Genomic DNA, 11712 nt, shown 5'->3' with positions numbered 1-11712 from the left:
CCGAGAACAGCACGCCGCGGTCGGCGGCCGACTTACGGGTCGTGGCCACGAGCATGTCGACGCGAGAGGTACCTGGGAGCTGCTCGGTCTGGGCGATAGGCAGCAGCACCCCGGTTGGGCGCCCCGAACACGCTGGGAGCGCCAGCACCACCGAGGCAGCCAGCAGTGCACGCAGGCTCAGAATAATCGGCAACGACACCTGCACCACCCGACCGACATCCCCACACTGGCCGTGACTAGCAATGGTTCACGAACCGTAAAGCCAGGGACGTGCTACGAGGCGATTGCGGCGTGGGGTAGGCTAGGCGTGCGAACGGTGTGTCCGAATGGTGATGCGCGAAGCAGATATCGCGTCAGTTGCCGTACGGCGAGGCCAGGACCACCCGGATCTTCCTAGCAGACTGCGCCTCGACAGAAGTCCCCCCGGCCTTGGTATCCTTGCCCTCGGTCGAGACGGCCGCGGTGTCGTCGCTTCGCCGCAGGGTCGGCGCTAACTCAGAAGCGGCAACCGGGAGGACCGACGCGAAGGTCGTGACGACGAGGGCGGCGATGACTGTCTTCACGGCGTTCGTCCGAAACGTTGCTGTTCTACGTCAACAACGGTCAAGCTTCATCCAGGTTCCCGATCGCCATCGAATCCTAAACCAACTTCCGACCTGAAGGATGTCCGCGCGCGGATCGTAGCGGGGTCGAACGTGATCCTGACGCAGCAATCTGGTCCGCACTGAGCGCGAGTTTTTTGGCATCCTGAACCCTGAAGGAGGATGGATGCCATGCCTCGCAAACACTCCACGCACGAACAAATCGCTTTCGTCCTGCGGCAAGCAGAGAACGGTGCACAAGGTCTGCGAGGCGTGATGGGTGTCTCCGAGCCGACCTTCTACCACTGGATCGTCAGTTCGTCAGCATGGGCATGCCGTAGAAAATCGATGATCACACCAACAATGAGCCAATACAAAATGTAGCTCACGAATCAGAGTACTGGAACTCAATGAGAGACCTGTCAAAAGGGTTTGACTGCCGATGTGTCCGAACGGGCTGCCCTTCCGCCCGTATCATCTTGTGCCATTAATAGCGGGTGATTTTCAGGACCTTCTCTTCAGGGCCACCTCAAGCAGTTCCTCGACCCATCGCAGATCGGGCTCCGACAATCCAACGAGCCGAGTGGTAATGTTGGCATATGAGCCCCGAGGGATGGATGCTGATCCCCCTTGTGCCGTAAACAGCTCTGCAGGGTCGACCGCAAGGGCAGAGGCGATCTTCTCGATCACCGGAAAACTCGTACCGGTGCCTCCAACCTCGACCTTCGAAATCATGTCGATGCTGAGCCCCGCAGCCTCGGCGAGCGCTTCCTGCGTCATCCCGCAACGGCGTCGATGTGCTTTCACCAGCAAGCCAAATCGTTTCCGAAGATCGACCATTCCGCCCTCCGCGAACGGGCGTAGATCGATTACGTCGAATTCATTACGGAGCAAAAATACGTTTTTTGCGTGTTCCGTATTGTCGGTACGTATTATATAGGAATAGGCATACGTTTCATGCCGTTTCCGCAGCCTAGCGGCGGATTGGGTTAGCTCACCGTGTGAGGATCGTCATGCTCTCCGTAGACCCCTACGCCACGAAGGTTCTCCAGCCTGATGCTCATTCATGGTTGGTCGCCAACCTTGAAAGCGTCGCAGCCGATGCCGGGATTTCCCCCGACCGCATCTGGACATCCATGTATGATACCGACGCCACCCCAGCCGAGATCGAGTACCTGCGCGCTTTCCGCCGCCAAGCTGCAATCCTGGGCAAGTACGGGCTCGTGTTCGTCGGTGAGAATCCACAGCGGGATATCATCGCGGCGATGAGCTACCTGGCTGGAGCTTTATTGCGAAACCGCACACGTGCACGCGTGATGCCGGTAGCGGACGTGTTGGATTACATGGCTTCGGATGGTCACCCAGATCATACCTGCCTGCTCATCCCGGACTTCCATGAACTGATCGCAGGTCAGCAGAAAGCCACACGGCATCGTATTTCGAAGCTCGTATCCCTCCTGCTGAAGCGACAGGCGGCCGGACTCCAGACCATCCTTTATGTGTCTGATATGAACGCGATGCAGCTCGAATACGGGAACCTGATCGGTCGCCACATCACGAGCCACTACCACTTCGTAGACGTGGGTTGAGGCATGGAAACCTTACTCAAACCGGTCTTCCATGATCCCGAGAAGGTAGGTGATCCTCGAGCCGCGCTCAAAGCCCTTATCGCTCACCGATCTGTTCTCGCGGCACCGGGCCTCGTGTTCGGGGTTGCGACCCCGGCGAGATCGGTGGGCGAAGGCATGATCGAAATGGGGTACTTCACCCTTGGTCCCGAAGCGGTGGCGTTCATAGGTGATGTCTACGCCTACGGTTGGGTGCGAGATTTCGATTGGATGACGTGGTCACATACGGCGCAGGGGCAGCGCCTTCTACAGCACCCCGTCGCCCTAGCGAAGGCGGATGAGGACGATCTCGCACGGGTCCTGACCGTGTGCATGCGTGAGGCTCATTGGGGAGCGGAAGCCCTCAACGACCGATTCCGAGCTGGCGTGCTAACCCGGGTCATGGAACGGGCGGCGGCCCTTCTCCGTCTGCGCAATTAATAGCGCAGACGCATCGAAGCGGACGTTGCCGTACCGCCCGCTTCTGATGCGAGCGACCGCCGGACGCGCATTCATGTGCTCCATGAACCGCCCCAGATTCGGGTTCTCGAGCCTCCCCTTCTTGGAAGGCCTCGATATGGGTCGGTATCCATAGCCGGCCTCGACCGGCCGACTTTTCATCGTCAGGAGTTCGCGTGGATCGTCTCGTGGAATGCTCGCCGACGCGCTGCCTCGTCCTGATGCGACACGGCCAAAGCCAAGCCAACGCCGATGGCTTGTTCACGGGGCTTCTGGATTCCCCTCTGACTGACCGTGGCCGGCAGGAGGCGACCGCGGCCGGAAGGCGCTTGGGGGAGGCAGGCCTTCACTTCACCGCGGCCTTCACCTCGACCTTGATGCGGGCCATCGCCACCATGCGGCTGGCGCTCAATGCCCTGGGTCAGGCAAATCTGGTACCCCGACAGGACGCGGCGCTGGACGAGCGCGACTACGGCGTCCTGAGCGGCCTCGACAAGGAGACCGCCTACCTCCGTTACGGGGCGGAGCGGGTCGAGGACTGGCGTCGCTCCTATGTGGGCCTCCCCCCAGATGGTGAAAGCCTCAGGGATACGATCGCACGGATCGTCCCGTTTTACCTCAGGCACATCCAACCGGCCGCGATGTGCGGCCCGACCCTGATCGTCGGACACGGCAACGCGTTGCGGGCCCTGGTGATGGCGCTGGAAGGTCTTGGGCCGAGCGAGATTGAGGCGCTGGAGATCGCGACCGGATCAATCCGGGTCTATGGGCTAAGCTCCGACACGACCCTCGCCTTACACAGGGTGATCGGCTGAGGCCGGACCGGATGTTGCGAACTTCGGGTCAGACCGCCCCCTCACAAGACGGGGCCCGATGGCCTAGCACGGCCGCCTTCGGCGATCATGATCAGCTGCCTGGCGGGATCGGACATCTCCGCTATTAATTACGCTTTGGCCTCCTAGCTTCGGAGGAGCCCCGCGGACGATGCGAACGCAACCGCAGCGCTAGGATGAGCGCCCCCGGCCAGAACACGAGGCTTAGAAGGGCGACGGGACCGATCCGGCTGCCTTTCCACCATGCGACCCCTACCGGCATGAGCAGGATCGGTACCGCGACGGCGAGGAAGCTCCAGAACTCGAGTTCGGACAGATCCATGGAGGCGAGCGTAGGCCGCAGACCCGACGCCGTCCGCAATTGATTGCGCGCGTGCCCTCCTCATCGGGGGTCTCTTGGGTTCGGGGTTAGCCGTCGAAACCCAACCCTGCCCGGCAACCGCTGATGACCACCCGTCAGCTACACCACCGCCTGGGACACGATCCCGCAAGCGTCATAAACGAAGCCCAGAGATCCTTCAGAAACGCGTCTGCCGGATCATCGCGGTGCTGTGTAAGCAGCCGGCAGATTAGCTCGATCCGCTGCGGCGGTCCTGCTTGGCCCCCTTGAGCAGGGCCGCCTCTTCTTCAAGGTTTCGAACGGGTCGTAGGCCGGCGCGACGGTTCCTGTTCCCCGCGCACCGACCTTCACACGATCACCCGACCCGAGGCTTCACGGGCACGAAGCAGGGAACTGGCCCGCATCGACCTGTCATCGTGTGCTCTCGGGATCGGGCAGCCTGTCGGCGTTCGCGACCGCCGCGGCGCGCGAGCGTCGAGAGGCGGGCGGCATACCACCTCATGCAAACCAGGCCCATCCGCGTTCGTGAAGGTCGTAGAGCACGGTCTTTGTGACTGTCTCCGTGCCGGCGATCGAGCTGGCAACGGCGACGTTGCCGGTGAACAAATAGGACAGCACCAAGGTGTCGAGGCTGCCGACAAGGCGCCAGCTGACAGCCTTGGCGATCGAGCGCAGGCGGGTTTCTCTGGGGTGCATACCCACTCCTGAACCTATCTCGGTTGATCGTGTTCGCTCAAGGGAGGAGGCAGCGATGCGTGTACCGGCCATGACTGTCGCCAGTTTCCTCGCGATGGGAGGCTTCTCCCCGTGTCTGGGTCAGTACATGGCCCTGACCCACCACGCGGCACCGGAAGCGCTCCACGGCCTGGTTCCGACATCGGGCCGATGGCCATCACCGCCCGTTCGTCCGTCGGATCGTCTGCTCGCAGGAGATCTCCCAAACCAGCGAACCGGACTGAGGCATGAGCACGTCGTGCGTGACATCTGCATCGGCTGCGATCGGTGACGACGTCCGCTCCCGGACGCTTCCGCTACCGACGTGTTCTCACCGGAACGGGACGGGTCTTGGTCGCTGTGCCCCTCGTCGTCGAGGCACTGGCGCGACCAGCTTATCAACCGCTCCTGCGGCGCGTGTCCCAGCTCGCGATCCTGCAACGACTGGAACGCTGGGTAGCGACCAAGCCGCGTTGGCTCATTCTGCTGATCTTGGCCGTTCCCTTCTTCGGGGTCGAGCCTTTGAAGGTGCTGGGCCTCGTCTGGATTGGCGAGGGTCTTTTCCTGCGCGGCCTCGGGCTCCTCGCCTTCGCCTACGGAGCGAGCTTCGTCCTCGTTGAGCGCATTTATCAGGCTGGCCGCGACAAGCTTCGCAGCTACCGTTGGCTTGCCCGCTGCATCGACGTCGTCGTCGCCATCCGTGACGCTGTGCTCGCGAGCTTGCGGGCGACGCGGGCTTGGCGTTGGGCAACAGAGATCGCCGCAGCCGCAGCAGCGATCGTGAGACCGTGGCGGCAAAGGATCCGAGTCTTGTTTCAGCACGCTGACCGACCCCGCCGGGTTTGAGGTGGGGGGATCAGGACCAGGCTGGCCGCGGCATTGCTCCTGCCCTGATCGAGCTGCTCCCTGGATCGTGGAAGGTCTCAGTCTGCGGTTTGGGCTGAGGACGCAGACCACTCACCTGGGACTTGGTTCTAGCGGTGAACGCACCCGACATGCCGAACGTCTCCTGCGCCTACCACATCGCCCACCCGCCCCTATCCGGCTGGAGAATTCCTGGAGAGGCGTTGGCGCTCAGGTCGTCCGTCGCTTTTCGGCAGCCCTTTCTCGATCTCCGACCCTCTGAATTCACAGGGTAGGAAACAGGAGTATTCGTGCCGCGTACAAATTTACCCCCTCCCCCTAGCGCATCTGACCGGCGTGCCAACCGCATCCATGCAAGCCATTCCTTCGAGATGATTGAGACCACGTTCGTGTCGTTGCGGAACCGGGACTGCCGCCGTTCCTCGACAGCCACCAGCCCGAGCACTTTGGCCTGTCGGATGGCGTTCCGAACCGTCGCTCGGCTGACACCGGCCACTGCCGCAATGTGATCCAAGGCAAGGCGGCAATCGCCTCGCTTCAAGCTCTCCACCGTGACGACGGCGAGGGCGCTTTGCTCGGCCAAGGTGAACCGTGCCGAAATACCCGGCGGAAGCCGCCCAGAGGCCGCCCAGCGGCGGCGGCGCTCCATTGAGGCATCCGTTCGCGGTCGAGTGCCCACGGCCCTCCTAGGCTTCGCCACGGGTGAAGCGCTGATCGACCGCGCCTCAATCAGCCCCGACAGCGCCTCAGCCTCAGCCTCGGACAGATGCCCCTCTCCGAACGCCTTCCACAGTGCGGACGCGACGGCCGGCAACGCGGCGCGCGGGGCCGCCTCCGCCTGACGGCGGATCTCCTCATAGAACATCGTCCTCAGCCCTCTCGGGCCGCGGTAGGCACAAGGCACGACTTACCGATGCAGGAATTGGCGTTCCCGCTTGACTCCCGTGGGGGTCATGTGGCTTGTGAGGGGCATCGTCTGCGGCCTCACAAGGCCATCTCGATTTCGCGGCCCTCCTGTTTGGCGACAGGGGGGCCGTAGTCGTTTCGGGGGCTACGTCGCGGCGGTCATCTCTCCTGATGCCGACCCGACTCGCCGTGGGGCGAGTTAAGCCGGAACAGCCCATGTCGACCGGGCGACGGCGCCAAGTCAACGTCTCTTAGGATGCCAGATAGGTAAACGTCTATCAAGAAACTATCTTGCGGAAATCATGCGTGCAGATGGATGCGTTGGCATGCAAGCTCGTTGGATATCCGAGATCCGTCGGCCGAGCGATCGGCGGTCGTGTAGCACTTCCCCATTTCGAACCTCGAATGTCAGAAGTACGGTATCAGGCTGTCATCTTGCGCCTATCATGCAGGCAGCTTTCTAGCCTCCATCGTATGTGGCGACCGCCAGTTCCAAGGCCTCTGCGATGGTAATGCGCCGGTGGTAGGCAATCCGGCGGAGCGCTTCATGCGTCTCCGGCTTGATCCGTGTAGCGAAGGGCTCGCGCCCGGTGCGGCGCAGAGTGCGCCCGTCAACCTTGCCTGGATCGAAAGCCGGCGCTTTGCGCGGACTGAGCACCTCTGGGGCAGCCTGCACCGGTGGCGCCGGGACAAGCTCGGGCTCCGGCGCCACCGGTGGGATCTCGGCAGCCGGCGCCTCAGCGGGTTCATCCTGTTCACGCATCATGCGCGCGACGGCATCGGCATCAAGGCTGGCACGATTGCGGGGCTTGGCGGCCATTACAGGGTCTCCAATCGAACACGGACGGCGTCGGCGAGCGCGGCGAATTCCAAGCCCGATGGGCTGTCGGCCGGGGCTGGTTCGCCGGCGGAGAGGCTGTCGGCGACGATTGCTCGCAACGTCACCGGTGGGGCTACAGGTTCGGTGAGGCCAGCGAGCGTGCCCACCACGTCGCGCCCCGATCCGGTTCGACGGTCTACCCGCGACGGCACCACGAGGATATCCGGCCGGCCACGTCCACCGGCTTTACGGTGCCGTCGGACGATGCCGACCGTCTCCGCCGCGCCGCGGATGTCGAGCATGGATGCGCCGACAGGTACGAGTACCATGTCAGCGATTGCTAGGACCGCACCGAAGGCTGGCCCAAGCGCACCAGGCGCGTCGAGGATCACGAAGTCGGCGTCGGTGCCCCGCACCGCCTTGGTCCAATCCGCGACCGCCTTCGGTTCCACCTCTTCCAGAAGCAGGGGGCGAACTTCGAAGGGGAGGGCGCCGATCTCCGCGACCGCAGCAGCATGTCCGGCTGGATCAGCATCGAGGACCACGACGCGCGAGCCCCGCCGGGAGAGGACCGCGGCGAGGTTGAGGCAGATCGTGGTCTTCCCAACCCCACCCTTGGTCGACGCCAGACCTATCAACTTCGCCATGCCGCAACCTGTCCGCCTGATTGCGCCCATCTACAAGCAAGACGCTATCTTTCATGCAGCGATCAGGAGGGCACCTTACGCTTAACGATCCGTAAACGAAGTGGGCGCCATGCCAAGGCCTAAGCGCTTCGGCCAACCCATAGAAATTATCAGGAAGTCCTCCCCATGATCGAGGCAGCCGTACTCATAGCGATCACCGCTGCCCTCAGCGCAGCAGCAGCCGGCGCGATCAGCGGACCCGGCGCGGCATGAGGGAAGGGGGGACTGTTCCCGACCTGCCCCCTACTCGAACTTGCCACGGAGAACGCCGAGCTGCGCCTTCAGCTCGCGGAGGCGCAGGGCCAGTTGATCGAGATAGCGGTCGACGCAGGCGAGCTACAAGCCCTTATTGAGGGCTTGCAAGCCGAGCTGGCTGTGGCACAGGCAGAGCGAGACGCGTGGCGGGCTCCGCCGACGCGCCTCGCCTCATAGGGTAGCCCTAGCGACCCTAATGCGGCACCGGCTGCTGCGCCTGCCGGGCGACCTGGTCACTGGCGAGGTGACGGCCAAGACAGATGTCGGGATCGCTTTCGATCCTTTATCTGGACGTTAAATTTCTATGCACGCAATCCCGACAGGAAGCGCCGCCCCGGCGGCGGCTTTCAAAGCGCACATTTTAACAGCCCGGAAAACGGTAGTTTTCCGGGCAATCTACATTGCCTTGCTGCGCGAATGTTGAGGCAATTATTTGTCAGGCTTATTTTGGTATTTTCTTCTCAGGAACTGGGCGGATTACCTGTCGGCAGCCTCAGAGACGGCTGCGAGAGCCCATGTCTAAGTTCGGGCTGATTGGTATTGCAGCCATCATTCTGTCGAGTACCGCCCTTCTGCGAAGAGGCGAAGCCCATAATCCTCACACGGGCATGCATACTTGCGGCCTTATGGAGCAAATGCACCAAGGGGGAATGTAGCGCGTTTCGGCTTCTGGGCTGATTGACCGGCCATCAGCCCATGTTACGACTCGCCTCGCAACTTGAGGATGAGCAATGCTGGACGACCGCCTCAGCCTCTATATCGATCTTGAAATAGAAGAGCTGACATTGAGAAAGGCAGGCGTGCCCTTACCCTGCGCGCCTTTTTCGTTGGCGAAATTTATCTTGGTTGAGCCGCTACTGCGGCGCGTGCGGTGGCTAGAACCCTCGCGCGCGCCGGCTCGCTTTTGAGCGAAATCCAAAGAGCAATAAGTTCGGCCGCGTCACTTGGGGCGAACACTAACATGTCCTGCTCATTCCAGTCTGAGACAGGCACCTGAAATGCTGCTTCGATCCGCGCTAAAGGCGTCTGTGGATCAACGTTAGGGACCGCTGGGCCATGGAATTGTATTAGGTCGCCCATGTGACAGCTCCACCGCTTGTGAGGCGGATAAGATGGCACATGCGGCAAAACGACGTATCATCAAATGATGCCTTCAAGGCCGAGCAAAGTCTGCGCCTGCGCTGAATGCCTTTTGATGCATTTTCTCCATAAGGTCGCATACTTACACGCATCTGACCTCGCACGCCAACGCTGCCCGACGCGGAAGCTGGGTGAACCCCCTCTAAGAAACGCATACTTATACCGACGGCGATGTCGCATTGGACCGCGCCAGAAATCCGCTTACACTCGAGATTGCGCTGCCCGGGAGCAGCTTAAACTACGTCCCCTTCCACCATCCGAGATCCGTGATACTGCAGACATCGTAGAGAGCTGCGAGCATCTCGCAACGAGCCCAAAAATGGTTGCGTCCGGGCCGATTGATAACGTGTGATGCCACAGCTGAAGTCGTTGGTCAAATTTTGGAGTACTGCCTTATCTACTAAGGTAGTCAGCCCTCCCACCTCGATTTCTCTCCTAGCGCTGCCAGGAGATTCAGCTCGGCAGGTGTTAAGTGCCTTGGTATCACAATTACATCTAGCGGCATCGGAGCCAGGAGTCCGTCCTTTTCCCCTATTAACAAATCATTTTTCTAAAAATGCTGTCGTCTCACAATATGGATCATTTTAAGTATTTAGAAGGAGATTTTTGATTTTTTTGAGTACTACTGCGAAAATTCTGCAGTGGGGTGGGCTATGCTGGATCTGACTGGTTACAAGCTGACGTTTGATGACGAGTTCAACACGCGCAGCATTTCGCAAACCGGTGCCGGTACCACATGGGCTGACATCCGCTCTCAATGGCGCTTCGATGCCAACTCGGATATTGGGTTTGGACATTCCTCTTTCGTGGACCCAGCCTCCGGCTACGACCCGTTCAAGGTTCAAGGCGGCGCGCTGACCATCACCGCCGTTCCAGACAAGACTGCCTCGGGCTATTCGGGCAGTTGGGAGTCAGGGCTAATCAACACGCAGGGTAACTTCTCGCAGACCTATGGGTACTTCGAGATGCGGGCCGATCTTTCAGACGCGAAGGGCGCCTGGGATGCCTTTTGGCTCTTGCCAGACAAGGCTGCGGCTAATCCTAACCACTTGTCCGGCTGGCAGGAACTCGACGTCGTCGAGCACTACGGCGGCAACGACAAAGGTGTCTACAGCACGATCCACACCACGGATCAGACGCCTAACATCCCCTGGCAGCAGAACCGGCAGGTCTACAGCGAGACCGCGCAGGCCAGCGGATATCACACCTATGGAATGGATTGGCAGAAAGACAAAATCAGCTTCTACGTAGATGGAAAGTTCGTTGGCTCGCAGGCAACGCCTAGCGATATGACAGGGCCAATGTATCTGGTGGCTAACCTCGCCACGCAGAATGACGCGGACGCGGCCGGCGTCCCGATCACGACGAAGATCGACTATATTCGGGCGTACTCCAACAACCCAAACGCCGTTGCCGTGGCCCAGGATCCTGTATCGGCGCCTGATGGTCAGGATCCCGGTCTTTATGGTGCCACCAGCACTAATCATCCCCTTCCATCCAAGGCAGATTCGACACCTACCTCAACGAGCATTGGTTCGGGCTCGGATCAGCTGATCTTCAAGATCAGCGAGGACGCCTACAAGGGGCAGGACGGCAACGATACCATCAACGGCAACAACGGCAATGATGTCATCGAGGGCGGCAACGGCAACGACTCGCTCCTCGGCGGCGCCGGCAACGATACGCTGATCGGCGGCTCCGGGGACGATTTCGCCGACAGCGGCAGCGGCGACGACCTGATCTTCGGCAACAAGGGTTCCGACACGATCTTGGGCAACGGCGGCCGCGATACTGTGTTCGGCGGTCAGGACGCAGACCTGATCAACTACACGGCCTCGCCCGACGGGGCCCTGCTCCTCGGCAACATCGGCAACGACCTCATCTACGGCGGCTCCGGAGCCGACTCGATCTTCGGCGGCCAGGACGACGACCGCATTTTCGGCGGCGCCGGCAACGACATCATCAATGGCGATCTCGGCAACGACATCCTGACCGGGGGCGCCGGAGCGGACCGGTTCGTGTTCAACAACCCGATCAACGGCCTCCTCAGCGGGACCGACCGCATCACCGACTTCAACGCCACCCAGGGCGACCGCCTCGTCCTCAACGGACAAGCCTACAGCCTCAGCAGCGACGTTGCCGGCAACGCCGTCCTTGCCCTCTCCGGAGGCGGCGAAGTCACCCTCGAGGGCATCGCCGCCGGGTCCGTCCAGAGCGGCTGGTTCGGCTGAGAGTGATGACAATCTCATAGGGGTTCCGCGTTCGCCCACTCGGATGGTGGCGCAAAACAGCCGAGAGTCGGCAGTTCACTGAGCAAGGCGAACGTGGCCTGCACCTAAATTTATCCGTCGTATGAAGTCACTGACGCACCCAGGAAAATACGGGCGTGTCGCAAACTCGGATCTGAGGCGCGGAATGACCTCTGCCGTCCTGCTTTCATGCTTTGTTCGCTTAGGGAAGCCCGAAGCAGAGGGAGAGTAGGCGGTTCTGTTCGCGCACCGTCCATG

General features: G+C 61.3%; 12 protein-coding genes and 2 pseudogenes. 7 read left to right on the top strand and 7 right to left on the bottom strand.

Annotated elements, in window-relative coordinates; translation table 11 throughout:
- Together FV223_RS31250 and FV223_RS10380 are read right to left on the bottom strand one after the other, a co-directional pair.
- Positions 1–208 (bottom strand): annotated as a pseudogene (locus tag FV223_RS31250) (esterase); the annotation flags it as partial.
- A 145-nt stretch (positions 209–353) separates the two neighbouring features.
- Entirely contained in the window at positions 354–563 is a 210-nt protein-coding gene (locus tag FV223_RS10380; RefSeq protein WP_147726968.1) for a hypothetical protein, read from the bottom strand.
- Between the two features lie 210 nt (positions 564–773).
- On the opposite strand from FV223_RS10380, the pseudogene FV223_RS10375 reads away from it, so the two are divergent.
- A pseudogene (locus FV223_RS10375) lies at positions 774–890 on the top strand (IS3 family transposase); the annotation flags it as partial.
- A 195-nt stretch (positions 891–1085) separates the two neighbouring features.
- Here FV223_RS10375 and FV223_RS10370 read toward each other — a convergent pair.
- Positions 1086–1421 (bottom strand): helix-turn-helix transcriptional regulator, encoded by a 336-nt coding sequence (locus FV223_RS10370; RefSeq protein WP_147726967.1) that lies wholly within the window; start codon positions 1419–1421, stop codon positions 1086–1088.
- 173 nt (positions 1422–1594) lie between these two features.
- Here FV223_RS10370 and FV223_RS10365 point away from each other — a divergent pair, with 173 nt between their 5' ends.
- The 3 genes from FV223_RS10365 (at position 1595) to FV223_RS10355 (ending at position 3462) form a co-directional block, all read left to right on the top strand.
- On the top strand, positions 1595–2170 hold the full coding sequence (locus FV223_RS10365; RefSeq protein ID WP_147726966.1) for a hypothetical protein: 576 nt from the start codon (positions 1595–1597) through the stop codon (positions 2168–2170).
- 3 nt (positions 2171–2173) lie between these two features.
- Positions 2174–2629 carry a DUF6508 domain-containing protein gene (locus tag FV223_RS10360; RefSeq protein WP_147726965.1) on the top strand — a complete coding sequence of 152 codons (456 nt, stop codon included), beginning with the start codon at positions 2174–2176 and terminating at the stop codon, positions 2627–2629.
- Positions 2630–2868: 239 nt separating this feature from the next.
- Positions 2869–3462 (top strand): 2,3-bisphosphoglycerate-dependent phosphoglycerate mutase, encoded by a 594-nt coding sequence (locus FV223_RS10355; RefSeq protein ID WP_147726971.1) that lies wholly within the window; start codon positions 2869–2871, stop codon positions 3460–3462.
- A gap of 856 nt (positions 3463–4318) precedes the next feature.
- Here the strand turns inward: FV223_RS10355 and FV223_RS10350 are convergent.
- Complete coding sequence (locus tag FV223_RS10350; protein ID WP_147726964.1) at positions 4319–4516, bottom strand: DUF2061 domain-containing protein; 198 nt, start codon at positions 4514–4516, stop codon at positions 4319–4321.
- A 378-nt stretch (positions 4517–4894) separates the two neighbouring features.
- On the opposite strand from FV223_RS10350, the gene FV223_RS10340 reads away from it, so the two are divergent.
- Positions 4895–5380, top strand: a complete 486-nt coding sequence (locus tag FV223_RS10340; RefSeq protein ID WP_246689658.1) for a hypothetical protein — start codon at positions 4895–4897, stop codon at positions 5378–5380.
- A gap of 169 nt (positions 5381–5549) precedes the next feature.
- Here FV223_RS10340 and FV223_RS10335 read toward each other — a convergent pair whose 3' ends face one another.
- The 3 genes from FV223_RS10335 to FV223_RS10325 all read right to left on the bottom strand — a co-directional run bounded on the left by FV223_RS10335 (position 5550) and on the right by FV223_RS10325 (position 7771).
- Positions 5550–6263 carry a helix-turn-helix domain-containing protein gene (locus FV223_RS10335; protein ID WP_147726961.1) on the bottom strand — a complete coding sequence of 238 codons (714 nt, stop codon included), beginning with the start codon at positions 6261–6263 and terminating at the stop codon, positions 5550–5552.
- A gap of 501 nt (positions 6264–6764) precedes the next feature.
- Complete coding sequence (locus FV223_RS10330) at positions 6765–7124, bottom strand: hypothetical protein (protein WP_147726960.1); 360 nt, start codon at positions 7122–7124, stop codon at positions 6765–6767.
- Positions 7124–7771 (bottom strand): ParA family protein, encoded by a 648-nt coding sequence (locus FV223_RS10325; protein ID WP_147726970.1) that lies wholly within the window; start codon positions 7769–7771, stop codon positions 7124–7126. The genes FV223_RS10330 and FV223_RS10325 overlap by 1 nt, the downstream gene beginning before the upstream one ends.
- 1025 nt (positions 7772–8796) lie before the next feature.
- On the opposite strand from FV223_RS10325, the gene FV223_RS30265 reads away from it, so the two are divergent.
- Positions 8797–8973 (top strand): hypothetical protein, encoded by a 177-nt coding sequence (locus tag FV223_RS30265; RefSeq protein ID WP_187276107.1) that lies wholly within the window; start codon positions 8797–8799, stop codon positions 8971–8973.
- Positions 8974–9858: 885 nt separating this feature from the next.
- Positions 9859–11436 carry a family 16 glycosylhydrolase gene (locus FV223_RS10315; RefSeq protein ID WP_147726959.1) on the top strand — a complete coding sequence of 526 codons (1578 nt, stop codon included), beginning with the start codon at positions 9859–9861 and terminating at the stop codon, positions 11434–11436.
- The last annotated feature ends 276 nt before the right edge of the window (positions 11437–11712 follow it).

The sequence above is a fragment of the Methylobacterium sp. WL116 genome, from assembly GCF_008039455.1.
Taxonomy (GTDB): Bacteria; Pseudomonadota; Alphaproteobacteria; order Rhizobiales; family Beijerinckiaceae; genus Methylobacterium.
The sequence above is the reverse complement of the archived record's forward strand: the minus strand, read 5'-3'. Positions and strand labels throughout refer to the sequence as shown.